The sequence below is a fragment of the bacterium genome (assembly GCA_023145965.1).
In the GTDB taxonomy this organism is placed as follows: Bacteria; UBP14; UBA6098; order UBA6098; family UBA6098; genus UBA6098.
The window spans coordinates 1-25,006 of the sequence record JAGLDC010000009.1; the positions used below are offsets into that span (position 1 = coordinate 1).

Annotated in this window: 30 protein-coding genes and 1 tRNA gene; 18 read left to right on the forward strand and 13 right to left on the reverse strand. The window is 46.0% G+C overall.

What is annotated here, in order from left to right:
• A partial coding sequence (locus KAH81_01035; protein MCK5832233.1) for a tail fiber domain-containing protein occupies positions 1–789 on the forward strand: 789 nt, incomplete at its 5' end.
• A gap of 148 nt (positions 790–937) precedes the next feature.
• Here KAH81_01035 and KAH81_01040 read toward each other — a convergent pair.
• From KAH81_01040 to pstC, 8 genes are all read right to left on the reverse strand, one after another.
• Positions 938–1,747 (reverse strand): phosphate ABC transporter substrate-binding protein, encoded by an 810-nt coding sequence (locus KAH81_01040; protein ID MCK5832234.1) that lies wholly within the window; start codon positions 1,745–1,747, stop codon positions 938–940.
• A gap of 24 nt (positions 1,748–1,771) precedes the next feature.
• A complete protein-coding gene (locus KAH81_01045; GenBank protein MCK5832235.1) occupies positions 1,772–2,776 on the reverse strand; it encodes a hypothetical protein in 1,005 nt (334 codons plus the stop codon).
• Between the two features lie 97 nt (positions 2,777–2,873).
• Positions 2,874–4,613 carry a HAMP domain-containing protein gene (locus KAH81_01050; GenBank protein MCK5832236.1) on the reverse strand — a complete coding sequence of 580 codons (1,740 nt, stop codon included), beginning with the start codon at positions 4,611–4,613 and terminating at the stop codon, positions 2,874–2,876.
• Entirely contained in the window at positions 4,598–5,284 is a 687-nt protein-coding gene (locus tag KAH81_01055; protein ID MCK5832237.1) for a response regulator transcription factor, read from the reverse strand. The genes KAH81_01050 and KAH81_01055 overlap by 16 nt, the downstream gene beginning before the upstream one ends.
• A 1-nt stretch (position 5,285) precedes the next feature.
• Entirely contained in the window at positions 5,286–5,945 is a 660-nt protein-coding gene (gene phoU, locus KAH81_01060; GenBank protein ID MCK5832238.1) for a phosphate signaling complex protein PhoU, read from the reverse strand.
• Positions 5,946–5,962: 17 nt separating this feature from the next.
• The gene (pstB, locus tag KAH81_01065; GenBank protein ID MCK5832239.1) at positions 5,963–6,697 is read right to left on the reverse strand and encodes a phosphate ABC transporter ATP-binding protein; all 735 of its coding nucleotides are present in this window, start codon (positions 6,695–6,697) and stop codon (positions 5,963–5,965) included.
• A gap of 14 nt (positions 6,698–6,711) precedes the next feature.
• Positions 6,712–7,581, reverse strand: coding sequence for a phosphate ABC transporter permease PstA (gene pstA / locus KAH81_01070; protein MCK5832240.1), 870 nt, complete (start codon positions 7,579–7,581; stop codon positions 6,712–6,714).
• Complete coding sequence (pstC, locus tag KAH81_01075; GenBank protein ID MCK5832241.1) at positions 7,556–8,404, reverse strand: phosphate ABC transporter permease subunit PstC; 849 nt, start codon at positions 8,402–8,404, stop codon at positions 7,556–7,558. The genes pstA and pstC overlap by 26 nt, the downstream gene beginning before the upstream one ends.
• Positions 8,405–8,630: 226 nt before the next feature.
• Here pstC and KAH81_01080 point away from each other — a divergent pair, with 226 nt between their 5' ends.
• Positions 8,631–9,386, forward strand: coding sequence for a hypothetical protein (locus tag KAH81_01080; GenBank protein ID MCK5832242.1), 756 nt, complete (start codon positions 8,631–8,633; stop codon positions 9,384–9,386).
• Between the two features lie 281 nt (positions 9,387–9,667).
• Here KAH81_01080 and KAH81_01085 read toward each other — a convergent pair whose 3' ends face one another.
• The 5 genes from KAH81_01085 to KAH81_01105 form a co-directional block, all read right to left on the reverse strand.
• Complete coding sequence (locus KAH81_01085) at positions 9,668–12,415, reverse strand: hypothetical protein (protein MCK5832243.1); 2,748 nt, start codon at positions 12,413–12,415, stop codon at positions 9,668–9,670.
• A 212-nt stretch (positions 12,416–12,627) separates the two neighbouring features.
• Complete coding sequence (gene hslU / locus KAH81_01090) at positions 12,628–13,992, reverse strand: ATP-dependent protease ATPase subunit HslU (protein ID MCK5832244.1); 1,365 nt, start codon at positions 13,990–13,992, stop codon at positions 12,628–12,630.
• Between the two features lie 6 nt (positions 13,993–13,998).
• On the reverse strand, positions 13,999–14,544 hold the full coding sequence (gene hslV, locus KAH81_01095; protein MCK5832245.1) for an ATP-dependent protease subunit HslV: 546 nt from the start codon (positions 14,542–14,544) through the stop codon (positions 13,999–14,001).
• 1 nt (position 14,545) lies between these two features.
• Positions 14,546–15,088 carry a hypothetical protein gene (locus tag KAH81_01100; protein ID MCK5832246.1) on the reverse strand — a complete coding sequence of 181 codons (543 nt, stop codon included), beginning with the start codon at positions 15,086–15,088 and terminating at the stop codon, positions 14,546–14,548.
• 176 nt (positions 15,089–15,264) lie between these two features.
• Positions 15,265–16,431 carry a pyridoxal phosphate-dependent aminotransferase gene (locus KAH81_01105; protein ID MCK5832247.1) on the reverse strand — a complete coding sequence of 389 codons (1,167 nt, stop codon included), beginning with the start codon at positions 16,429–16,431 and terminating at the stop codon, positions 15,265–15,267.
• Between the two features lie 432 nt (positions 16,432–16,863).
• Between KAH81_01105 and KAH81_01110 the strand changes: the two genes are divergently transcribed.
• The 16 genes from KAH81_01110 (at position 16,864) to map (ending at position 24,995) form a co-directional block, all read left to right on the forward strand.
• Positions 16,864–16,936, forward strand: a tRNA-Ala gene (locus KAH81_01110).
• A gap of 12 nt (positions 16,937–16,948) precedes the next feature.
• Positions 16,949–17,680, forward strand: a complete 732-nt coding sequence (locus KAH81_01115; protein MCK5832248.1) for an SDR family oxidoreductase — start codon at positions 16,949–16,951, stop codon at positions 17,678–17,680.
• Between the two features lie 183 nt (positions 17,681–17,863).
• Entirely contained in the window at positions 17,864–18,127 is a 264-nt protein-coding gene (gene rpsQ / locus KAH81_01120) for a 30S ribosomal protein S17 (GenBank protein ID MCK5832249.1), read from the forward strand.
• Position 18,128: 1 nt separating this feature from the next.
• Complete coding sequence (rplN, locus tag KAH81_01125; GenBank protein MCK5832250.1) at positions 18,129–18,497, forward strand: 50S ribosomal protein L14; 369 nt, start codon at positions 18,129–18,131, stop codon at positions 18,495–18,497.
• A 36-nt stretch (positions 18,498–18,533) separates the two neighbouring features.
• Positions 18,534–18,848, forward strand: coding sequence for a 50S ribosomal protein L24 (gene rplX / locus KAH81_01130; protein MCK5832251.1), 315 nt, complete (start codon positions 18,534–18,536; stop codon positions 18,846–18,848).
• A 9-nt stretch (positions 18,849–18,857) separates the two neighbouring features.
• Positions 18,858–19,403 carry a 50S ribosomal protein L5 gene (rplE, locus tag KAH81_01135; GenBank protein ID MCK5832252.1) on the forward strand — a complete coding sequence of 182 codons (546 nt, stop codon included), beginning with the start codon at positions 18,858–18,860 and terminating at the stop codon, positions 19,401–19,403.
• Between the two features lie 23 nt (positions 19,404–19,426).
• Positions 19,427–19,612, forward strand: a complete 186-nt coding sequence (locus tag KAH81_01140) for a type Z 30S ribosomal protein S14 (protein MCK5832253.1) — start codon at positions 19,427–19,429, stop codon at positions 19,610–19,612.
• Positions 19,613–19,628: 16 nt separating this feature from the next.
• Positions 19,629–20,027 carry a 30S ribosomal protein S8 gene (gene rpsH / locus KAH81_01145; protein ID MCK5832254.1) on the forward strand — a complete coding sequence of 133 codons (399 nt, stop codon included), beginning with the start codon at positions 19,629–19,631 and terminating at the stop codon, positions 20,025–20,027.
• A gap of 10 nt (positions 20,028–20,037) precedes the next feature.
• Positions 20,038–20,619, forward strand: a complete 582-nt coding sequence (gene rplF / locus KAH81_01150; protein ID MCK5832255.1) for a 50S ribosomal protein L6 — start codon at positions 20,038–20,040, stop codon at positions 20,617–20,619.
• A 15-nt stretch (positions 20,620–20,634) separates the two neighbouring features.
• Positions 20,635–20,994 (forward strand): 50S ribosomal protein L18, encoded by a 360-nt coding sequence (gene rplR, locus KAH81_01155; GenBank protein ID MCK5832256.1) that lies wholly within the window; start codon positions 20,635–20,637, stop codon positions 20,992–20,994.
• Positions 20,995–21,012: 18 nt separating this feature from the next.
• Positions 21,013–21,543 (forward strand): 30S ribosomal protein S5, encoded by a 531-nt coding sequence (rpsE, locus tag KAH81_01160; protein MCK5832257.1) that lies wholly within the window; start codon positions 21,013–21,015, stop codon positions 21,541–21,543.
• 15 nt (positions 21,544–21,558) lie between these two features.
• Positions 21,559–21,750 carry a 50S ribosomal protein L30 gene (gene rpmD, locus KAH81_01165; GenBank protein ID MCK5832258.1) on the forward strand — a complete coding sequence of 64 codons (192 nt, stop codon included), beginning with the start codon at positions 21,559–21,561 and terminating at the stop codon, positions 21,748–21,750.
• Positions 21,747–22,184, forward strand: coding sequence for a 50S ribosomal protein L15 (gene rplO, locus KAH81_01170; GenBank protein MCK5832259.1), 438 nt, complete (start codon positions 21,747–21,749; stop codon positions 22,182–22,184). The genes rpmD and rplO overlap by 4 nt, the downstream gene beginning before the upstream one ends.
• The gene (secY, locus tag KAH81_01175; GenBank protein MCK5832260.1) at positions 22,181–23,521 is read left to right on the forward strand and encodes a preprotein translocase subunit SecY; all 1,341 of its coding nucleotides are present in this window, start codon (positions 22,181–22,183) and stop codon (positions 23,519–23,521) included. The genes rplO and secY overlap by 4 nt, the downstream gene beginning before the upstream one ends.
• A gap of 2 nt (positions 23,522–23,523) precedes the next feature.
• Positions 23,524–24,204 carry an adenylate kinase gene (locus KAH81_01180; protein ID MCK5832261.1) on the forward strand — a complete coding sequence of 227 codons (681 nt, stop codon included), beginning with the start codon at positions 23,524–23,526 and terminating at the stop codon, positions 24,202–24,204.
• Entirely contained in the window at positions 24,201–24,995 is a 795-nt protein-coding gene (gene map / locus KAH81_01185) for a type I methionyl aminopeptidase (GenBank protein ID MCK5832262.1), read from the forward strand. Before KAH81_01180 ends, map begins: the two co-directional genes overlap by 4 nt.
• The last annotated feature ends 11 nt before the right edge of the window (positions 24,996–25,006 follow it).

A 25,006-nucleotide genomic window follows, 5' to 3' on the forward strand; every position in this document is an offset into this window, starting at 1 on the left:
AATGTCGGTATCGGAACGACAAGCCCCGAACATAAACTTCATGTTACAGGAACCGAAAGCGGTAGTGCCAGCGCCGGTCATGCCGTTGGCTACTTTAAAAATCTTTATGATGGCACTGCATCAAACCCTGCGGCTGTCTATGGTGAATGCGCCAACACGGACAACTATGGCATTGGTGGATACTTCAAGGGCGGTTGGCAAGGCGTTGCAGGTGCAGTGTACGCGACTAGTGACCGTGACTATTATGGCGTGACGGGCTATGTTGACGGCGGAAGCGGAACAAACTATGGTGTATTGGGTCACGCATACGGTGGAACCACGAACTACGGCGTTTATGGTTACGCAAACGGAGGCACGGACTACGGCGTATATTGTAATGGTGACGGAGCTTACACAGGTTCCTGGACCGATGTTTCGGATAGAAAGTTCAAGAAAAACATCAGACCGATGGAGGGCATCCTCGAAAAGGTTCTTCTGCTCCAACCGAAAACCTTCGAGATGAGAACTCAGGGATACGATTTCATGGGGTTCAGTGATGGTGCCGAGTACGGTCTAATTGCCCAGGAGTTGGAGGAGGTTTTCCCCGAATTGGTTAAGCACGGCGTTCACCCCGGTGATGAGAAAAATCATGCGCCTGTCGAGTATAAAGGTATTGATTATATCCCCTTGACCGCCATTCTCATAGAGGCCATGCAGGAACAGCAGGCGCAAATCGAGCAACTTCGAGCCGAGAAGGATGCCGAGATTGCAGAACTACGCGCGCGTATCGAAGCGCTGGAATCGAAATAAGAACTGAACATATCGGGGATAAGAGAAAAGGGGCGGCTCAGGTCGCTCTTTTTTTTGGTGATTTTATCTTTTTTCATATTAAATTTCCTAAAATAAAAAACTCTCCAGGGATTGGCACGGAGAGTTTTTATTACGAGATATTACTTCGTTATTTAATCGAAATAAAGCCCATCTCAGTGACTATTTCCTGTCCCTTCGACGACAAAACGAAATCGATATATTGCTTGGCAATGCCTTTGGCCTCGCCGTTGGTGAACATGTGAAGCGAACGGACGATAGGATATGTCCCGCTTTTCGCACTGGCCGCTGTCGCGTCTATGCCGTTGACCTGAATGGCTTTGACCTTATTGTTGAGATAGCCCAAGCCGATATAGCCTATCGAGAACGGCGTAGTCGATATTGTTGTGCTAACCGCTTGATTCGAGGCCAGCTTGAGGGCATCGTCGCGGACAGAGCCGCCCTCGAGCACCTTTTCCTTGAACACCTCGAAAGTGCCGGAGGAAACATCGCGCGAGACGACGATTATATTCTTGTTAGGGCCGCCGAGTGCCTTCCAGTTTGAGATTTTGCCGGTATAAATATCGCGGAGTCGCTCGATAGTGATCCCTTTGATTGTAAGATTGGGGTGAATCACTATGGCGATCCCGTCCCATGCGACAATATGATCTGTCGGATTGACGCCCTTGCCCTTGGCGGTGGTGATCTCTTTGGTTTTGATGTCGCGGGATGAATTCGCGATGTCGCATGTGCCATCGATAATAGCGGCTATGCCGACGCCGGAACCACCGCCACGCACTGTCACATCGATCTTGGGATTGATGTCCATAAAGGCCTCGGCGCAGGCTTGCGCTATTGGCAGGACGGTTGTCGATCCGGTCAAGACGATTTGGTCGCCACTGGCGAAAACGAAACCGGCTGTTAAAATCAGTATTACTGCGACTTTGAATAATTTCATCATTTTTTCTCCTTTATAAGCTATTTCCTAAAACGGGTTGCTTTTAAATTCCCACCTGAGCTGGACACAGATATTATCCGTAGGCTCGGAGTCCGCCAACTCCGGTGTGGTTCTCTGCCAGTTGACCTGAAGTTGGGTGCTCTGGTCGTTCTTGGTCAAGAAGTAGTTTACGCCGAATGCCATAAGGCTATAACCGTCGTCGTCGGTATCAGTGTTCGGGTCCCACATGTCGTAGCGTCCGAGAAGCTGAAACCGCCCGCCGAGCGATACGACCGGCATAATCATGATGCCTGAGCTTTGTGTCTCGTCCTTCTTGCGCATAAGATATTCGCCCCACAACTCGACCGGGCCGTAAGCCCCGCGAAGGACACCGGTGATCTTCATATCGCTTTTATTTTCCGTGCCGCCGAGTGTATCTGTGGCGACCTCGAACTGGGAATAGTGAACCGAACCGGCCAAGGTAATGCCGGTAATGGGGATAAAGCGCACATTCGCGACAAAAGCGGGGTTGATGTCGATATTGTTGAGGTATTTCTTGTATCCCTCGCCGTTGTAGATGCCGATCTGATACTCGCCGAAACCGGCGGGAATAAAGCCGGCAAGCGCGACTCCGGCGTCTGCGGAAGCGGTGACACCGTTAAGGTCCTCGGGGGCTTTTTCTATCGAGAGATAACTCCAATCGTAGATAGTCCCAAAATAGTTTTTAATGACACCGACTTGAAGGCTCGCATCCTTGAATACTCCCGAATATTCGAGGTAGGCACCCTTTATTTTAAGCCCGGCACCGTTGGCATCGGCGGATTTATCGCTCGAATAAATATCGATGTTGAATTTCCCCGAGATCGCCGATGTAAATTGATGGCCAAATGCAAAATAACCGCGCGCGACCTCGAATCCCATCGCCTCGGTTTCGCTGTCGTATCTCTCCAAGTTCATGCGAAACCAGGTTTTTCCCTCGATTTGGCTTTGCCCTGGCTCATTCGCGGAAAACGCTACCACCGCAACCAGCATTAACATTAGAAGCCTTTTCATTCGTCCTCCTCTTGTTTTATATTCTTTTAGCTTCTTCAAACGCGCAAAGTATATTTGCGGAGTGTTAAAGCATTATTGAGGAAAAATGAAGATAGGATTAAGAAATTGGTTTTATTGGGAAGACCATCTCGAACCTGCATCCCTCGGTTTTCAGGGTATCGACGCGGACGACTCCGTCGTGCAGATTGACGATATTTTTCACAATCGATAGCCCGAGGCCGGTGCCTCCGAGTTTGTGAGAGTGCGCTTTATCGACAGTGTAAAAACGCTCGAAAACCTTGTCGGTTTCGGCGAAGGGAATGCCTATGCCTGTGTCCTCGACTGCAACGGCAACGCCTTCGCCCACGCGATAGCATTCTATTTTAACCTCGCCGCCTTCTTTGTTGTATTTGACGGCGTTATCTATAAGGTTGCTGATAGCTATCTCGATCAGACTCGGGTCGCCTTGTATTTCAGGGATGTCTTCGGCAAAGTCTATCGAGATGGTCACTTTCGCTTTTTGAGCTATCTTAGAAAACATGGGCACAATAATATCTATCATATCTGGAAGATAGATAAATGTTGTCAACGGCACAGCGGAGCTTTCGACTTTAGTTAAAGTGAGAAGGTCCTCGACTATAGCTATCATTCGGTTTGTATGTCTTTCGGTTATATCGATATATTTCTTCTGCTCATCGTCGAGGGATTCGCTTTTGAGGGTTTCAGTATAGCCTTTTATTAAAGTAAGTGGGGTTTTAAGTTCATGCGAAACATTGGCTACAAAATCGGCTTTTATTTTGCGTATCCTGAATTGCTCGGTTATATCTCTAACGACTATAATTAGCGAATCGCCGCGCAAGGAGGGGAAAGCGGCGGCCTCGACGCGGGTGTCGTCGAGATCGAATTCTACCGGTTTCCCGGATTGCTTTTCTATGAGGCCGATTATCTCCGGGGTTCTTATCGTCGAGAGAGCGTCGTTACCGATGATGTTTTCGCACTTGATTTTTAATACTCTCTCAGCGGAATTATTCATTGCCGTGATATTCCCATTTTTAATTAGGATAATGCCGTCACGAAGGCTGTCCAGAATAAGGGACATCTCGTCTTCCTGGGCCTTTAACGTCGCGAAGGAACTCTCGATCTCGCCTGCCATCTGGTTGACAGCCTTTTCGAGCTGGTTGAACTCGCTATTTCCGCTTTCCTCAAGGCGCACCGAAAAATCGCCTTTAGATATCTGCTTTGCCGTTTTCGATATTTCCGAAATCTTCTTAACTATTGCCGATTTCGAGAGAACAGTGATGATAACGCCGACGATGATCAGCCCGAACATTAGCGGGATGACCTCGCGCACATGTTTGTTTTTGAAGTCGAGAACCGAACTGACGGGCTTGCTTGCCCTTATAACAAGAGAATCACTCACTCTCAATGCAGAATAGACGAGGTGTTCTTTGAGTGTTGCGCTGAAGCGGATAGTAGAGCCTTCGCCTTCGGAGAAAGCGGTTATAATCTCCGGGCGACCCGCGTGGTTATCCATCATAGCGGGATTTTCATCTGTATCGACCATTACCCTTCCAGTTTTGTCGATAAATGTAAATCTTATTTTTGGGTCGAAGTGGTAGTGTGTTAAAATCGAATCGACGACTTCTATGGAAATGGAATCCGGCAACAACTCCGAGAGAAGGCGCGCTTCGCGGAAAAGGGTTTGTTGCGTTTCCTTGGAGAAAAGCTTGAATGCACTGTCAATTGAAATGAATACGGAAATAGTTACCGCCAGCACCATGACGAATATCACCAAACCGAAATATCGATTTATGATGCTTTTCTTTAAGTCTAACATATCACCTAATCTTCTTCGCATTTCCGAAGTCTATAGCCTATCGACCTAATGGTCTCTATAACATCACCTGCGGCCTGAAGCTTCCTCCGAAGGTTGAGTATATGGACATCGATAGTTCTATCTATAACGAACTGGCGGTCTTCGCCGAGATAGTCGAGAATGCGTGCGCGGGTTAGCACCCTGCCTTTGTTTTTCACGAGTATTTCGAGGATTTTAAACTCCGTTGCGGTCAGATTGACAGGCACTCCATCGACCTTCAGCTCGAACTTATCGGGCGAGAGCTCGATTGAGCCGGATCTAAAAGTTTTCGTTTCTTCGCCGGGGTTTATCCTCCGAAGAACGCTTTTCACTCTCGCTATAAGCTCACGTATGGAAAAAGGCTTTGAAACATAGTCGTCGGCGCCGAGTTCGAGACCGAGGACGATATCGGCTTCGCTGCCTTTTGCTGTCACCATTATAATCGGCAGAGCTTTGGTATCGGAGTTCGAGCGGAGAATCTTACAGATCTCGAGGCCGTCGAGTCCGGGGATCATTAAATCCAGTAGAAGTAAATCGAATTTGTCTTTAGAAACAATATCGAGAAAATCGACTCCGCTAGAGAAAGCCTCCACCTGCCAACCCTCACGCGTGAGGTGCAGATTTAGAAGTTTTCGAACATCGTTTTCGTCTTCGACTACGGCTATTTTTTTCATCTTAAAGCCCTTCGTTCTCGTGATGACGAACATCGTCGCCTGTCATACAATATATAAATTCTTCCGCCAAATTGGTAGCCTCATCGCCGATTCTCTCGAGGTTTTTAGAGACATAAATAAGCCTCATGCTTCGCTCGATAGTCGAGGTGTCAGAGGCCATATAAGTCAGAAGCTCGCGTGTTATCTGGTCGTTCAGGTCGTCGACGAGGTCGTCCTGAAGAAGAACCTTGTGGGCTAAGTCCGGGTTATTCTCGGTGAAAGCATTCAACGAATTGGCTATCATCGAGCAAACGATATTCGCCATGCGCGGAATATCAATAAGCGGTTTTACAGGCGGTCTGCTTATCAAATATAGCGCATTCTGCGTTATGTTGACCGCCTGATCGCCGATACGCTCGAGGTCCTTGTTGGCCTTTATTAACGATATCACCCTTCTCATGTTGCCGGCTTTCGGCGCAAAAAGAGCGATAATCTCGACCGCCTTCGCCTCGATCTCGATTTCTGCATGATTGCATTTAGGCTCGTCTATATCGAGCACCTCGCGCGCAAGTGCGGCGTCCCTATCGACCAAAACACGGATCGATTTCTTCACCATTTCCTCGACACGCCCGGCCTGTTTTGTGAATTCGCGTTGAAGTTCTAAAAGCGTTTGTTCTATCATATTACCACCTACCCAAATTAGCCGTTCAAATAGCACTCGGTCAACTCGTTCTTCGGTTTTGTAAAAATATCTTTAGTCAAGCCGAAATCGATCATCTCGCCGAGCATCATAAAACCGGAATACTCCGCCACTCGCGCCGCCTGCGCGACATTGTGCGTGACGATTATCACGGTTAGTTTCCCTACAAACTCCTGAAGGAGATTTTCGATCTTATCCGCCGAAATGGGATCGAGAGCCGATGTCGGTTCGTCGAGAAGGAGAACCTCCGGCTGCGCTGCAAGCGCACGCGCTATGCAAAGCCTTTGCTGCTGGCCGCCGGAGAGGTCCATCGCGTTTTTGTTCAGTCTCTCGGAGACCTCATCGAAAAGGTCGACATCCCTAAGCGCTTGCTCGACCCTGTCCGATAGCTCTTTGCCTTTGGCCAATTTGTGGATTCTTATGCCGAACGAAACATTCTCGAAAACCGTCATCGGAAAAGGATTAGGCTTTTGGAAGACCATTCCTATTCGCCTACGAAGACGGTAAATGTCCGTCGATTGGTCGTAGATATTCTCACCGTCGAACAGGATATGCCCGTTTGTTTTCACCCCCGCGATCAGATCGTTCATGCGGTTGATCGATCTAAGAAGCGTCGATTTTCCGCAACCGGAAGGTCCCATTATCGCGGTGATTGTGTTTTCCGGGAAGTGCAGGCTGACATTTTTAACGGCCGGCACACCGGAATACGCGAGGTTAAATTTGTCGATTTCTATTAAACCGCCGGTTGTCACCAGGCTCTCCTTTTTCTAATTTTATATCTCCAGTAAATCCCAAAGCTGCTCAAAAGCAGAACAATTAGCATTAACAACAACGCCGACCCGAAGGCGATAGGCAGTTGCTTTTGGGGATTTATCCCTTCGGTTACAAGTCCGTAGATGTGATATGGAAGCGCCATTACTTCGTCGAAGGGCGATTTCGGAAGACGCCTCGTGTAAAATGTCGCGGCGGTGAACATGATCGGCGCGGTCTCACCGATAGCGCGCCCCATCGCGAGGATTGCGCCGGTGATTATCCCGCCTATAGCATTTGGGAGCACGATTTTCCATGTGGTCTTCCAACGCGTTGCACCCAATGACAACGCGGCCTCGCGAAACGAAATTGGCACCGTTTTAAGCGATTCCTCCGAAACGGAGATGATTATCGGAAGGGACATCACGCCGAGTGTCAACGCGCCGGAAAGCACCGAAACGCCGAAATTGAGCACTTTGCAGAAAAACGCGAACCCGAAAAGCCCGAAGACTATCGAGGGCATACCTGCAAGCGTATTTACTCCGATTCTTATCAACGAAACAAAGTGCCCCGGGCGCGAGAACTCGGTGAGATAAACCGCAGTCAAAACGCCGATCGGAAGTGCGGAAAGCATTGCCCCCGACCCGAGAAGTAGTGTCCCGATTATCGCCGGAAACACGCCGCCTTCGGTCATACCCTTTCGTGGAGGCTGTGAAATGAACTCCCACGAAAGCGCCGGCAGTCCTCGCTTGAGCAAGAAAAATAGCAGAGCGGCGAGCGCAAGGACAATCACCAGCGCGGCTATTCTGAATAGCGCGAAGCCCTCTTTCTGGATTCTGAGTCTATCTATCGGTCGAAGATTTAGCATATTTGTTCGCTATGATGTTGATAATTAATGTAATGGCAAAAAGAACCACGCCTATCGCGAAAAGCGAATGGTAGTGGATACTTCCCACCGGAGTCTCGCCCATCTCCGCGGCGATTGTTAAAGTTATCGGCCTGACCGGTTTTAGCGGTGAGGCGGTCAACTGCGCGGCGCCGCCGGCGACCATGAGGACAGTCATTGTCTCGCCGATAGCCCTCCCGAGGCCGAGTAGGATACTCGCGATTATCCCACTTTTCGCTGCAGGCAAAACCACGCGCATCAAAGTCTCCCATCTCGTCGCGCCGAGCGCGTGTGAAGCCTCAATCAAAGCCCTCGGCACCGCGGAAAGTGCATCCTCAGAGACGCTCACGACTGTCGGGATCACCATAAGCCCCAGCGCCGTACCCGCGACCAGCGCGCATTGCCCCACCGGCAGGCTTAGCGCTTTCTGCGCGAACGGCGCGAGGATCACAAGTCCGAAAAGGCCATAGACCACCGATGGCACGCTTCCAAAAAGCTCGATAATCGGCTTCATTATTTCGCGGACGCGCGCCGATGCCACGCCGTTGAAATAAAGCGCGGTAGAAATCCCGAGTGGCAGGGCGAAAAGCATCGCAATGAATGTTACCATGAGCGAGCCCCATAGCAGAGGCAAAAGCCCGAACATCGGCGTTTCGGCCACGGGGCGCCAATAGCGGCCGGTAAGAAAATCGAATAGCGAATACTGCGTGAAAAACGGGAATGCCCCATAGAAAAGCAGAGCCGTGATTGCCACGAGCAGAAGTAGCGAAAAGGTCGCGATTATTCCAAGTGTCCATTTAGCCATAAAGCATCGCGTGTATAATATTCTTAATTCTTCAGTGAATATTAAATCGCGGTTAAGAATCGGTTAAGATTAATAATGTGCGGATATTTGCCACGGTCTTCGGTCTCACGGACTGGCAGCCTCGCAATGACGGCGTTAAAGAAAAGGGCGGCAGCGGTCGCCTTTTTTTATTTGCATCGAGTGAGTCGGTCGATTAAATTAAAAAGAAACCAAGATGGAGGGAATTATGAGAAGCACAATTATTGTTGTAATCTTATTCGCGGCAATTTCCGCCGCCCTCGCGCAAACTTATGTCTCCGGCGCGGTTTCCGGTGTCTGGGATTCGACCGGATCGCCGTATCTCGGAACCGACTCGGTCTGCGTGCCTAACGGAGATAGCCTGCGCATCGGCCCCGGCGTGGAAGTCATATTCCAGGGGCACTATAAATTCTGCGTCGATAGCAACGCGGTTTTGAAGGTGATAGGGACGGCGACGGACTCGATTATATTTACGGCGGAAGATACTCTTATTTTTTATTATATTCCCTATTATACAGACTTAGTGGATAGTATAACCGGCGGACACCACGGTATAAGACTTTTTCATGCCGCTGGCGTGTGCAGTCTTTGTTTCTGCGTAATAGAAAACGGATACGACGACGTTAACGATGACATATATTCAAGGATAAAAATTTTCGTTGTGGGTGCAGACACTTTTTACGCACCTACTGTTGATATCGAGGGAAACCCTCGGTCAAACGGAAGCGGTTTTGATATCGGCGCATACGAGTATTTATTTGAATTTGACGATTCCACGCTTTATCTACAATCGGGGTGGAATCTAATCGGAACATGTGGGCATCCAATTTTTTCCACAGATATTGGCCATTATTACGGATTTGATTCCGCAACCGGTGTTTATTACGAAACCAACCGTCTTTATCCGGGAAACGGATATTGGGTGTTATCGAAATTGGACACGACATTGGTTTTAGGGCCGTGAGACAAATAAACACCGGAGGTTTTATGAGCAGCAAATACAAGAGTTACGAAGAGGAACGCACGGCGAAGAAGGTTCCGGCGTCTATCTCATCCGCGCGAGCTTCGACTTCGCGCAGCGACCGGAAGGGCAAACCGCAGTGAAAAGAATAATATTCCTGAAATAGTATAATCTTGTGGGGGAGAGTTTCTGCTACTCCAGCCTTTAACTTAGAAACCCCCGTTTTCGGCGCGGCCTCTCGTTAATGGGATTTCATGCTGTTCGATTTATAGAACGAATTATCGTTAAAAATCCCAGCCGAAGAAAATGTCATAATAGGGTTTTTCCAAGCCCTCGTGGAAATCGGTGCGCCATGCGACATCGAAGCGAAGACAGGTGATGTTGCCTAGGTTCATTTTAAGGCCGATTCCAGTGCTACCGAGGGGTTCAAGCCATTCATTCTCCCATGTCTGGCCGAGATCTAAGAATATTGCGCCGTTGATACCACGAAGATTGATATCTAAGAATGGGAAGCGCATGCGGAACTGCTCGATAAGCGGAAAACGAAGTTCGGTGCTTGCAAAAACGAGATTACGGCCATAAAAACTGTAGAATGGGTATCCGCGGAAATCCCAGGTGCCACCCATCCAGAATCTTTGCGGTTCGGGACCACCGGAGGTTCGTCCTACAAGGCGCGTTGCAAGCGCTGAGCGCTTTGTAAGGCGTAGGTAATACCGAAGATCGGCGCTGGCAAGGTGGCTGGATATCTCACCGTTATTTAGGCGCAGAGTTGCACCGACTGTAGTGTTCCCTCGAAATCCCTCTAATGGGCCTGTGATGCCCCAGTGGGCGTTGTCGCGGATAAGCGAAAGATTCAAGGTCGAGTAAGCGCCTTCTCGATCGGGTTCAACTTCGAAGAAATGGGTTTTCTTTGAGTATTCAAGGTATGCTGTGGCATCGGCGCGCATAAAACGGTTGAAGGGATAGGAGATGCTTCCAAGGATTCCAGTGTTTTCTTCAGAAAAACTCCAGTCGTAGATGTTGAATCCTTCATTATAATAGTGATAAGCTCCGAAGCCCAATATCGGACGGTCGGATTCGTCGTAGAAAATCGTAACAATATTGAGGTTTTCCAATAAATCCTTTAAAGAATGCCCTTGATCGTAAACCATGAAATATAACTGCTTGTCCCCAAGCATATCAGAGAACATTCCCTCGATTCCGCCACCGGACTCCATCGATGTGCTTGTCGAGATTGTTCCCTGAGCTATGTCGAATGAAAATTTAGTGTCGTAGCCGATTTTATCGCGTGCGGTTGTTTTGGCTAGTTGGCGTGGTTTCCATTGCTTGGTCCATGGTTTCCATTCAACTTCGATAGTCTCGAATATGCTATCGAATGGAATGGCCATGATCTGGTATGTATTCTTAGAATAAACTGTCGTGAGAATGCTATCTTTATGGTATTCGGTCGGTTCAAAAAAGCCTGTAAGGATATTCGTTCTTCGGGAGACCGTCAATGAATCTGGAACAAAGTGCCAGATGTTTTGAATTCCTTTGTTGTGGCTGGAGGACATCAGGATAGATCCATCTGACATTGGCGAGGGCTGATAGTTATTGCCGCCTAGGCCAGAAAGGAATTCAATCTTTCCACCACAAGAAGGTATTTTGCAGATGGATTTTTCTCCTATAGTATTTCGGTCGCTGTCGAAAATAATATACTCATTCCAGAAGACAGGGTTGAAGTCACCATAAATATCTTCAGTTAACCGAATTAGCGAATCTTCTTCTACGAAGAATAAATAAATATCAGTGAATCCTTTCATATTTGTGCCAGAAAAAGTAACTCTATGTGCGCTAGAGTCCAACTGTGGGCTATTTATACCGGGGATAGAGTCGAATTTTTTACGAAAAAGAATTTCGCTGTTTTTTAACTCGATGAAGGTTAGGACATCGCCACCCTGAGCCTTGGCGCTCATCGCAAGAACGCCGTTTTGCGAAACCGAAAATGAGTTATCGAATAAGTGCATATCCTCGATTTTCTCATTGAAACCACCGCGAATAACTAATTCCGATTTTTCGCCGCGTTTACAGTAAATCGCGGGATAGTTCATTCGAGTGGACTGCATAAGAATGCAAGGGATTGAATCCTCGAGCGATTGCACTGCCAATGGAGAAAGGTTTATTCCCTCGTGCTTGCGGGTAATGGGTTTTCCGATCCTATGAGGGAGGTCACCCTCTATTGTCATTGGCCAATACTTGTCATGAATGGCGTCCATCCATTGCTGGCCTGCTTTTTCAAGCGATATTCCAAAATGTGCTTCGAAAAGCTCGTCGAAATACTTGAAATCGTGTATGTCATCTATAACGAGGGGAATGCGTGCTGAACCATACTCCTTTCCAAGCCAGTTGAGAAAGCTCTGTGCTTCTTTATACATCAAAAAAGAACCGGAGATAGAGTATATGTTTTCGAGAGAGACAAGGCTTTCCTCTAAAGCACCAGAGCGAATAACCATATCCATCTCAGGAGAAGTCCCCTCTGAAAGGAACTCGGCAAGGCCTTCCTCGAACCACAGCGGAAGGAAGTTTAAAAAGAAAAGCTCGTGGGCATCGTGAACAAAGGTATTTTTATGCAAGATAAAGGCATGAACCAGCTCGTGCTTGAGTGTATGTCGAAAATCGTTGTAGTCCCCATTGAAAGGTAGAACAACTCTACCTTTATAGTATTCCGTGAATCCACCGACTCCTTCTGGGAGAATCCAGGAAATCGTGTTTGTCTCTTGAAATAGGTTGGGTGTTGGATAGATAATAACTGGCACTCTAGAGCGAGGCACAAAACGGAAATTCCCAACATGATCTTCCCAAAATTCCTCTACATCATAAGCTGTAATGCGAGCAAGTTCTTCCTCAGCACCGAAAAAATAAATATCGAAATGCTCGGTGCGAAGGCGTTGCCAATCGTAATCTCTATATTGAATCTTGTTTTTGCCAAAATAATACTGCCCCAAAGTGGAGGCTGCGAGAATAATAAGAACTATGAAGATAGGCCGTTTCATATTGAACACAAAATACAAAAATCGTCGGCGATGTCAAGGCGCAGTGATCACACATTACTGAATAGATATTTTATTTAAACCATGGATACCAGGCTCGTAGTTTAGCCGAAGAATTCGATGCTTGTCAGTCACATTTAAAACTGAAGACGGTCTAAAATCCGGAAATCACAAAGAGTTATATTCCAAATCCGAACACGAATCTATATGCTAACCTATAAAATATATTTTGCCAGATCGTCATCCTCGGCAATGTTTTTAAGAGTAGCGCGGACATTGACAAGCTTTATTTTCACTTTGGAACCACCGTAATCACGCCCGAAGAACATGATGTCTTCGAGAAGGGTGGTCATTACAGTGTGAAGGCGCCTTGCTCCGATATTTTCTGTCCGCGAATTAACATCGTCGGCAATGCGGGCTATCTCCTTTATTGCGCCATCTGTGAAGGTAAGTTCGACACCATCTGGAGCCATAAGGGCCTTGTATTGTTTGATGAGCGAATTCTCCGGTTCTATAAGTATGCGCACGAAATCTTCGCCAGTAAGGGAATCCAGCTCGACGCGTATTGGAAGGCGTCCCTGCATTTCAGGGATGAGGTCGCTAGGACTGGATTCATGGAACGCGCCGGCAGCAATGAAGAGAATGTGGTCTGTTTTAACCATGCCGTATTTTGTCTGGACATTGCAACCTTCGATAACAGGTAAAAGGTCGCGCTGGACTCCCTCACGAGATATGTCTGGGCCACTACCACCGGAGCTTCTAATGGCAATTTTATCTATCTCATCGATGAAGACAATGCCCATCTCCTCTACATGTGAGACTGCAGTATTTATTACTTTGTCATGATCTATTAAATTATTTATTTCTTTGTCAAGTAACAGTTTACGCGCATTATCGACAGTAACTTTTTTGTTTTTAGTTTTCTTGGGCATTATACCATCGAACATCTCGGAGAAATTGACCCCCATTTCCTCCATGCCCATGGGCGAGAATATCTCGATTGTTGGCATGGATGTGTCCGGGACTTCTATATCAATGAGGCGGTTTTCTAGTAAACCGTTTTCGAGTTGATCCTTAAGTTTGTTACGAATTCGCTCTGTGCGTTCTTCCTCAGTTTTAACATCGACTTCGCCTCTTTTTTTCGGTCGTTTTGGAGTGATAATATCCAGTATTCGTTCTTCGACTAACTCCTTTGCGTGATCGATAACCTCATCCTCGAATTTGACGCGGATTTGCGATATGGCGATATCCACAAGCTCACGAATCATAGACTCGACATCGCGACCGACATAGCCTACTTCGGTGAATTTGCTTGCTTCGACCTTTATGAACGGCGCGCCAGCAAGAGCGGCGAGTCTTCGCGATATCTCTGTTTTACCTACACCGGTGGGGCCAATCATGAGTATATTTGCTGGGATTATCTCATTGCGGAGAGGGCCTTCGACCATCTGTCTGCGCCAACGATTGCGAAGCGCTATGGCAACGCTTTTTTTAGCGGCATCTTGCCCGATAATAAAGCGGTCTAGTTCAGCGACGATTTCTTTGGGAGTGAATAGTGTTTTCAATTTATTCCGATCCATTATTTTTTACAGTGTTAATATTGTAATGTTGCTGTTGGTGTAAATGCAAATGCCCGAGGCAATCTCCAGGCTTTTTTTGACTACCTCTTCTGGATTTTTTAGCGAATTATGGCCTGTTGTAAGGGCTCGAGCTACAGCGAGGGCATAGCCGCCACCTGAACCGATTGCGCATATGCCATCATCGGGTTCGATAACATCTCCGTTGCCAGATAGAACATAGTTGGCGGTTTTTGAAACAACCACAAGCATAGCTTCGAGCCTCCTAAGATAGCGATCCATGCGCCAATCTTTGGCCAATTCGACAACGGAGCGCGGAACGTTGCCTGAATATTCAGAGAGCTTTTCCTCGAAACGATCGAGAAGCGTGAGGCCATCGGCTGCCGCGCCCGCGAAGCCCACGAGCACATCATAATTATCGATTTTGCGAACCTTCTTGGCGCCACCTTTGAATATTTCCTCGCCAAGTGTAACCTGACCATCGCCGCCGATTGCTATTTTATCGCCGATACAAAGCCCTATTATCGTTGTTCCATGGAACGATTCTTTCTTCATGTTATACCCTTTGTTTCTCGAGTTTGACTATTGTCGCGTCGGAATTGACCAATACACACACACCCGAGGCAACGTTAAAGGCTTTCTTAACCATTTCGAAGGCGCTTTCTTGAACAACTGGTTGAGCCAGAATGGCGCGAATAGCCGCGAGAGCATATTCCTCACCGGGACCGAGGGCCACAAGACCTGCTTTTTGGACTTCTGCCTTGCCGGGAACGGCAACAAAAGACCTTTCGCCATCAAGAAAAGCTAAGAATGCATTTACGTCTTTATTAGTTTTCCACAAATCGGCAATCTTGCCAGCTGTGTCTTCGATGTTTGCACCACTTTCTATGGCCGATTTAGCTATATCGAAGCCCTCGATGTGATTTGTTGGGCCAGTGAATCCTATAAGAATATTGCCAACCTGTTCGATCCGGCTGATCTGGTTGCCATCGGCCTTGGCCTCGTTGAAATCTGTGCCGATAGCCGCATCGCCATCCCAACTTATGCCTATTAGAGTTGTTCCTGTTTTTTTCCCCTCTTTATTTTTTGTCCAAAACATATTTCCCTCCGTTCTAAAATTCAATTATTAAGCTAATCGATTAACAAGCAGATTTCAAGCCTAATCTACATATAGGAACAACGCCTAATTTTGCATGGGATTTTTCGGCATACTGAAAGTAGATTTTATTGTGAGATATATTTTTTCTCATTAGTTCATCAATAGAAAATCCAATTCTAAAAGTATTTTTCCATTTGGTCGAAGCCCTTGTTGATCATCTCTTCAGAAACACAGAATGAAAGACGCAGATGCCCTTCTCCTGTGGGGCCGAAGGCGATTCCGGGAGTGGTGGAGACTCTTGCTTCACGAAGAAGACGCAAGCAGAAATCAGTGGAATCGGCTGCCCCCTTTGGATCTAGAATGCGCGGAAACATTAAATAGGAACCTTGAGGTTTAAAGTAATCGAAGATCGAATCGAGTGCGTCCAATCTCTGGCACATAAGATCGCGTGTTTTTAGGTAATGCTCACGGAAATCATCCACGCAATTCTGAGAGCAGCTCAGAGCAGCAATTGCGGCATATTGAGAAACCACCGGTGCGCAAATTGTTATAGGTATGTGAGCCTTCCGAATCTGAGCTACCAGTTCGGCCTCGGCGTGCAAATATCCTAGTCTCCAGCCGGTCATAGCATAGGTTTTAGTAAAGGTAAAGCAGCTAACCACATTTTTTTTCATCTCAGGAATAGATCCAATCGAGAAGTGTTTGGCCTCGTCGTAAATGAAATACTCGTAGGCCTCGTCAGTGATCACCAGAAGGTTGTGTTTTAGGGCAATTTTAGCCAGTCGTCGGAGGCTTTCCTCGGAATAAACCGCTCCCGTGGGATTGGAAGGCGAACAGTAGATAATTGCTTTGGTTTTAGGCGTGATAGCCCTTTCGATAGATTCTATATCCAAAGAAAAACCTTTTTCCTCTGGGCTTGGAACGAAAACCGGTTTGGCGGATGCAAGCTGAACCAGGCGAGCATGAGTGGAGTAAGTGGGGGAGGGGAGAATTACCTCGTCACCTGGGTTTAGAAGGGCGATACAGGTTGCAGCTAGACCCTCGATGGCACCGGTAGTCACTATAATTTCGGAGATATCTGCGGCTATGCTATTGTCGCGACTCAGCTTCCGAACAATTTCTTCCCTGAGTTCGGGAAGCCCTTGATCGGTGGAGTATCCACCGACCAATCCTTCATTGATGGCTTTCACAGCGGCGCGTTTAATATGTTCAGGTGTTCCAGAAGTCGGTTTGGCCCAAGATAGAAAAGCCACATCCTTCAATTCCTTGGAAAGTCGTGTCATTTCGTGAATAGCCGATTTAGTCATTTTTGCTACTTTTTCGGAAACTCTCCAGTCTTTCATATCGATCTCCAATTTTTGTATTTACCGCTTGTTATTGCTGTAATTAAATAAACTAATGTAATAAGAGAATACGGCAAGCCAATTTTCGTGTTATCCAAAATATTTATAGTTGTTATTTTGTATAATGGCAATTCGATGAAATTGCAAGGAGAAATGGCTACTTGGGAAATCCGACAGATTGCTTCGTTTCTAGTTCTTAATGATTTGTATGTAGAAAATGTGAGAATATAAATCTAATATCGATAAAGATTCATTATTCACAATATCGGAGTAGAAGATAGTTTAGAATAAATATTTAAAAAACCCCTTGACATGTTTCGCGCGGAGATATATTATATGCAAGTTCTTGGCCAGCGTCGATACGCCCGGTCTCGTTTATTGACAACATCACCGCTATTTTCCAATAGCTGGAGTTATAAAAGGATGAAAATCGGGGCCGTAGCTCAATTGGGAGAGCGCCAGAATCGCACTCTGGAGGCCGTGGGTTCGATTCCCATCGGCTCCATTTGAAAATTATATGGTTTTAAAAGGCAAAACAGCGATTATTACCGGTGCTGCACATGGCATTGGAAAAGCTATCGCGAGGAGATACGCTTCCGAGGGAGCTAATCTTGTTCTTGCGGATTTGGATGCACCTGCGATTAAGGTTATCGCAAATGAATTATCCGCCCTTGCCTTGGTGGCCGATGTGTCTTCCGATGATGGTGCTAATGAGATTGTTAGTAAGGCCGTAGAAAAATTTGGTTCTTTGGAAATTCTTGTAAATAATGCCGGAATAACACGCGACGCACTGGTTCTCAGGATGAAGACTGAAAGCTTTGATGAGGTCCTGAAGGTTAACTTGAGAGGGCCTTTCCTGATGAGCCGTGCAGCAGCTAAGTTTATGATCAAAGCTCGTTATGGTAAGATTATTAATATGTCGAGTGTTGTGGGTATAATGGGCAATGCTGGACAAGCTAATTATTCTGCTTCGAAGGCGGGTCTTATCGCACTCACAAAGACGCTCGCTAAAGAGCTTGGTGGACGAGGGGTAAGGGTTAACGCTATAGCCCCCGGCTTTATAAAGACAGAGATGACCGAGAAGCTTCCGGTATCTGCTGTCGAGGGTTTTTTGAATAAGGTTTTATTGAGCGGCGAACCGGGGACTCCTGGTGATGTCGCAGAAACAGCTCTTTTCTTAGCTTCTTCAATATCCGATTATATTACCGGAGCGGTTATTCCGGTTGATGGCGGAATGTTGATAGCTTAGACAAATTAATACTTTGCAGTTCATAACTGCTTTAGCGACACTCGTCCCCGGGCCGAATGTCGCATACAGAAAGCCTCGGGATGCACTATTTATAATACAGTGTCTCCCGCGTTATGCGGGTTTTTTTATTAGCTTCTGATAGTATAGTATAGAAACCGCCTGTTTAGATAACTGGAGGATAGAATGAGAAAGAGGACAAGGGTTCGCGAAGGATATGTGACCTCGGACCGTATGGAAAAAACGGTTAAAGTAGAGGTTATAAACCTTGTGCGCCATCCGCTTTTTGGTAAAGTAACAAGGCGTCGTTCAACGCTTAAAGCGCATGATGATTCTAACTCTTGTAGAATCGGCGACCTTGTTCGTGTTATAGAGTCGAGACCCATATCAAAAACTGTAAGGTGGCGCATCTCGGCTATCTTAGAACGAGCAGTTACGGCGGAGGGATAAAATGGTTCAGCGAAATTCAGTTTTAAATGTAGCCGATAACTCTGGCGCAAAAAGGGTTATGGTTATCGGTATGGTTCACGGTTCGAAACTTAAGACCGCGACAATCGGTGATATGGTTACCATTACAGTTAAGGAGGCTCTTCCTGGAGCCGCTGTGAAGAAGGGCGAAGTTGCTAAGGCCGTAGTTGTCAGGACGAAGAAAGCAGTGCGTCGTCGCGACGGCAGCTATATTCGTTTTGATGATAACGCAGCGGTTTTGGTTAACGATCAAGGCGAACCTCGCGGAACGAGAGTTTTCGGTCCGGTAGCAAGGGAGCTTAGAGAGCTTAATTATATGAAAATAGTATCTCTTGCACCCGAAGTAATATAAGCGGAGCAGATTATGAGAAAAAACCAACTGCCACCAATTAGAATTAAGAAAAACGATATAGTTAAGGTCATTGCGGGTAATTCCCGTGGTAAAAAGGGCAAAGTGCTTAAGGTTTATCCACGCACGCGCAGGCTTGTTATTGAAGGTGTGAATTTTATTTTAAGGCACACCAAAGCGACGTCACAGACCAATCAGGGCGGGATACAAGAGCGTGAAGCCCCTATTAGTGTTTCCAATGTTATGCTTATCTGCCCTAAATGTGGCGGAATGACGCGCATTGGAACACATTTTACCGACGACGGCAGCAAGGCAAGATTTTGCCGTAAATGCCGCGAGATGATCGACGCGTAGGAGTGCGAAATGGCATCCAGATACAGAGAATTATATAAGCAAGAAGTTGTTTCCAAGTTAGCGGAGGGTTTCCATTACGCTAATATTAACGAGGTTCCTAAACTTAGGAAGATCGTTGTTAATATGGGCGTCGGGACAGCATCGCGTAATGCGAAGCTTCTCGATGGAGCAATTAAGGAGCTCGCGATCATAACAGGTCAAAAACCCAAAATTTGCAAAGCCAAGAAGAGTGTTTCAAATTTTGCGCTTCGCAAAGGGATGGCTATCGGTGCTGCCTCGACATTGAGGGGCGATAGGATGTTCGACTTTCTTGATAGACTTATTAATATTTCGATACCTAGAATCCGCGATTTTAGAGGTATGAATCCTAATGCCTTTGATGGCAGAGGGAATTATACTTTCGGTATCGAAGAGCAGATTATTTTCCCTGAGATAAATTATGATTCAATCGATCAAATTCGGGGAATGAATATAACGATCGTTACAACAGCAAAAACGGATGAGGAAGCCTTAGGCCTTTTAAAGGCCTTTGGATTCCCATTTAAGTCAAAATAACCGTTATTTTAAGAGGTGATTTCATGGCGAGAAAGAGCCTTATCGCCAAAGCGAACAGGAAACCGAAATTTAGCGCGAGGGCGGTAAACCGTTGTCAGCGTTGTGGTAGGCCGAGAGGCTATTTAAGAGATTTCGGACTATGTAGAATATGTTTTAGGGAACTTGCCCTGAAGGGTGATATCCCTGGGGTAACGAAGGCTAGTTGGTAGAAAAGGGAGGAATGCAATTATGATGACAGATCCCATTTCCGATATGTTGACACGTGTTCGGAACGGCATTACCGCCGGCAAAAAGACCGTGAATATGCCTTCGAGTAAAATGAGACATAACATAGCCAGAATTCTAACAGAAGAAAAATTCATTCGCGGATATAAGATTCTTCCTACGGATGGTCCTAGTCCCGAATTAAGGGTTTATCTTCGCTACAATGAAGGCGTGCCGGTCGTTAGAGGCATAAAGCGTGTCAGTAAACCTGGCAGGAGGGTTTATGCCCGTCTCGACAAACTTCCGCGTGTAAGAAACGGTCTTGGTGTGGCTATACTTTCAACCTCAAAGGGTGTCCTCACCGACAGACAGGCTAGAATGCTTGGAGTGGGTGGCGAGGTGCTCTGTTATATATGGTAAGGGGTTTATTATGAGCCGTATAGGAAAGAAACCGATAAAATTCCCTTCTTCAGTGAAGGTCGAGATCAATGGCAAACATGTCAAAGTTAATGGCCCTAAGGGTGTTCTCGAACAGGATATTTCGGAAAGATTGGACATTGAGTTGTTTGATAGCGAGATCATCGTTACAAGAAGAGATGAGACAATTCCATCGAGACAACAGCACGGTCTTGCGCGATCGCTTATAGACAACATGATCGTGGGTGTGAGTGAGGGATTCGTGAAGAAGCTCGAGGTGATAGGAGTTGGCTATAAGGTGGAGCAGCGAAATAAAGGAATTCTGCTCTCATTAGGCCACAGTCACCAGATATATTTTGAGCCGCCCGAGGGTGTGATTATTGAAGCAGAAACACCTAAGCGTAAAGTAAGCGCGGTGGGAACTCCGAGCCAGCTTCTTACTGGCTATATTAAAGTTTCTGGGTTTGATAAGCAGTTAGTAGGTCAAGTAGCGGCTAAGTTACGCAGTTTCAGAAAGCCCGATGTTTACAAGAGTAAAGGTATCCGTTACGAGAACGAAAGGATTCAAATTAAGGCCGGAAAAGCCGCAGGATAATTATTTGAGGTTATTATGAGAAACAAAGCAGTTAGAAATGCGAAGAGGATCGCGCATATCCGCAAAAAGATCCATGGTATATCTGAGAAACCAAGGATGGTTGTTAGTAGAAGCGATAGGCATATTTATGCTCAACTCATCGATGATGATAAAGGCTTTACCATTGTGGCTACCTCGACGCTTGATCCGGTTTTGAAGGAACAACTTAAGGACAAAAACAAGACTCAAGCTGCGAATTTGGTAGGAGTTAGAATAGCTGAGTTGGGTATAGAAAAGGGCGTATCGAAGATAGTATTTGATCGCCACGGATTGCTTTATCATGGCAGGGTTAAAGCCCTTGCCGAGGGTGCCCGTAAAGGCGGATTGGACTTCTAATTCATTACAGGAGCGAAAATGTCATATAGAGATCGAAGTAAATCAAGAGGTTCGAATAAGCCTATCGAGGATATCTTTGAAGAGAGGGTTATTTCAATTAACCGCGTCTCTAAGGTAGTCAAAGGCGGCAAGAACATAAGTTTTAATGCTCTTGTTGCAGTTGGGGATAAAGCGGGAAGTGTCGGTATAGGTTTAGGCAAGGCTAACGAGGTTGCAAATGCGATTCGCAAAGGAACGGAAGTTGCTCGCAAAGAGATGGTGCAAATTCCTCTCGTGCGTGGAAGGACACTTTGCCATGAGATCGTTGGTAGGTTTGGTGCAGCTAGAGTCATTTTGAAGCCGGCTTCCCCGGGAACCGGGGTTATAGCTGGTGGAGCGGTTCGAGCAATTCTCGAGGTTTTAGGTGTTCAGGATGTTTTGACTAAATCGTTGGGGTCAAAAAACTCGATCAATGTAGCTAAAGCGACTCTTGCAGGATTATTGGAACAGGAAAGTCTCCAAATGGTTGCTAAGAGGCGCTCAATCGATCCCGAAAAAATAAAGAGATAAAATAGCGAGGCTGATATGGAGCGAATTAGAATAACCCTTATTAAAAGCCCGATTGGCTATAAAAAAGACCAAAAAGATACTGTTCGTGGTTTGGGCTTAAAAAGGATGCATCAGACTGTCGAACATTTCGCCAATGGCCCTATACTTGGTATGGTGAATAAGGTTAGGCATCTTGTTAAGGTCGAAAAGATCGGAGACCAGTCATGAGATTAGGCGAATTGAGCCCCGCGAAGGGTGCGAAGAAGAATCGTAAAAGGGTTGGTAGAGGCGAGTCTTCTGGCTGGGGAAAGACCTCTGGAAGAGGGTATAATGGCCAACTTTCCAGAAGTGGTGCAAAGCATAGATTTTGGTTTGAGGGTGGTCAGATGCCGCTTGTTAGGCGTATTCCCAAAAAGGGATTCACACCACCTCACAGGATTATTTTCCAAATAGTTAATGTTCGCGATCTAAATCGCTTCGAGGAGGGCCAAGAGGTTGATAGCGATCTTCTTAGAAGTAATGGACTTATTTCCGGTAAGAAACCAGTCAAGCTCCTTGGTGATGGTGAGCTTAGGATGTCGCTTAATATAACTGTCGATGCGGCAACTCCTTCCGCTATCGAAAAGGTTGAAAAATTAGGCGGGAAGGTTAATACCAGATGAGAAGACTTCTCGATTCAATATCGAATATTTTCAAAATCCCCGATTTGAGGAAGAAGGTTTTCTTCACTCTTGGTATGCTTATTCTTTATAGACTCGGTGGACATATTCCGTTACCTGGAATCAATCTTCCAGGTTTACAAAGGGCTTTTGGAAGCAGTGAGATGGGTGGTCTTTTCGGTCTTTATGATATGTTTGTTGGAGGTGCCTTTAAGCGCGCGACTATATTCGCAACAGGCATCATGCCCTATATTACTGCATCGATTATCTTACAACTTCTTGGTGCAGTTATTCCTTATTTCCAAAAACTTCAAAAGGAAGGCGAAGAGGGTAGGCGTAAGATAACGCAATATACTCGTTATGGAACTCTTTTTATCGGGGCGGCTCAGTCTTTTGGTATGATAACATATCTTTCGAGCATGGCTGCCAATTCAGAATTTACTGTTATTGCACCAGCCTTTATTGGCTGGAAATTCACGCTTATGGGTGTTCTTAGCCTAACTACTGGTGCTGCAGTAATAATGTGGATGGGTGAGTTGATGACCGAAAAGGGTATCGGTAATGGTATGAGTATCTTGATTTTAGTTGGTATCGTTTCGAGATTGCCGCTATATATCGCACAGGAGGGTATGCTTCTGTGGGAGGGTGGAAGGTCGATTTTTGCAGAGGTATTCATTATTCTCGGTCTAATGCTATTCATTGCTGCAGCAATCTTGCTATCACAAGGAACGAGACAGATACCCGTGCAGTATGCAAGGAAGGTTGTTGGAAGGAAGGTTTATGGCGGGAGCTCGACACATCTTCCATTAAGAATTAATGCAGCCGGTGTAATTCCGATTATCTTTGCCAGTTCGGTTATGTTTATTCCAACGGTTATTATTGGTTTCCTTCCGGAGGGCGGAATTAGGAATGTTCTTAATACGGCTTTCCAGGGCGGATCTTTTTTCTATAATATTATTTATGCCATTATTATTGTTTTCTTCTCTTACTTTTATACGGCAGTTATATTCAATCCAATCGATGTCGCCGATAATATGAAAAAATATGGTGGCTTCATTCCTGGAAGAAGACCGGGCAAACAGACTTCTGAGTATATCGATAAAGTTCTTACAAGAGTTACGCTGCCCGGTTCAATTGGATTAGCTCTTATTGCTATTATTCCGGTGTGGTTCCTTCAGGGACTTACTGGCGGCTCAGGAATGGCTTATGCTCTTGGCGGGACGACATTGCTCATTTTAGTTGGAGTTATCATTGATACTCTTCAACAAGTAGAAAGCCATCTTTTAATGAGGCATTATGATGGTTTCATGAAGAAGGGCAAGATTAGGGCCAGAAGATAGTTTTGCCGCTCTTTGAAAAAATATATCGAATATTGTTCCTGGGGCCTCCGGGATCCGGAAAAGGAACCTATGCGAGTCGCTTGGCACAACGCTATGGAGTTCCGCATATTTCCACTGGTGAGATGCTTCGTAAGGTTGTGGATGAGGGAACGCCCTGCGGGGGAGAAATAGAATCTTATCTCGACAAAGGAGAGCTTATACCTGATTCTATTATGGCGGAACTTTGCAAGCAGCGCCTTTCAATGGATGACACCAAGCGGGGATTTATACTCGATGGATTTCCAAGAACGCTTGTTCAGGCGAAAATGTTAGATGAGATATTCAAAGATGTAGGTATCGGTTATGATTTAATTTTCGGTCTTTGGACACCATATAATAAGATAGTTCAGAGGGCGTTAAATAGAGCGAATTGTGAGAGTTGCGGAGTAATTTATAATTTAAAGAACAATCCGCCAAAAGTTGAGGGGACCTGCGATAATTGCGGAGGTAGGTTAGTAAGGCGCGACGACGATACAGCAGAGACTCTTTGGCATCGTTTAAAGGTTTACGATGAGAAGACTAAACCAATGATCGAATATTACTCGGATAAAGATTACTTCTACGAAGTATATTCGGGTGGACCAGTTAAAGAGGGTCTCGACGAGATAATAGATATAATTGACAGTAAGGAGCGGAAAACTTGATTGAAACCAAGTCGGCAAAAGAGATTGAACTAATGCGCCGTTCAGGGATGGTAGTTGCTGAGACGATATATGCTCTTTGTAAAAATTCAAGAATTGGAATTACGACAGAAGAATTAAATCAGGTTGCTGGGGATACTATTGCTTCTTATGGCGCGAAGAGCGCATTTTTAGGGTATAGAACAGCAGGTGTGAAGAAGGGATTTCCGGGTATCGTTTGTATATCGGTAAACGAAGAGGTTGTCCATGGCATACCGGGAAAACGCGTTATTGAAGACGGAGATTTAATTAGTTTCGATGTCGGGGTCGAGTTGGATGGTTTTATGGGTGATGCTGCAGGTTCGATCATTGTTGGAACGCCGAAGCGTGAAGCCAAAAGATTACTCGAGGTCACATTGCAGTCGCTTCATAACGGTATCGAAAGGGCTGTTGTCGGCAATAGGATTAAAGATATAGGACGAGCAGTTCAATTAACAGCGGAATCAGCAGGTTTTGGGGTCGTTCGGGATTTAGTTGGCCATGGAATCGGAAGAAAGCTTCATGAGGATCCACAAGTCCCAAACTATGTTTACAGAGGTTTTTCTCCGAAGATAATATCTGGGATGGCCATAGCGATCGAACCCATGATATCAGCGGGAGACTGGGATGTTAGAGAACTTAATGACGATTGGACGATAGTTACTGCGGATGGATCGCTTTCAGCTCATTTTGAACATACTATCGCTATAACAGATAATGGACCTACGATATTAACTTTAAGAGAAAACGGAAATGAAGGCTTTGACCTTAACTAAAGTTTTGAGTG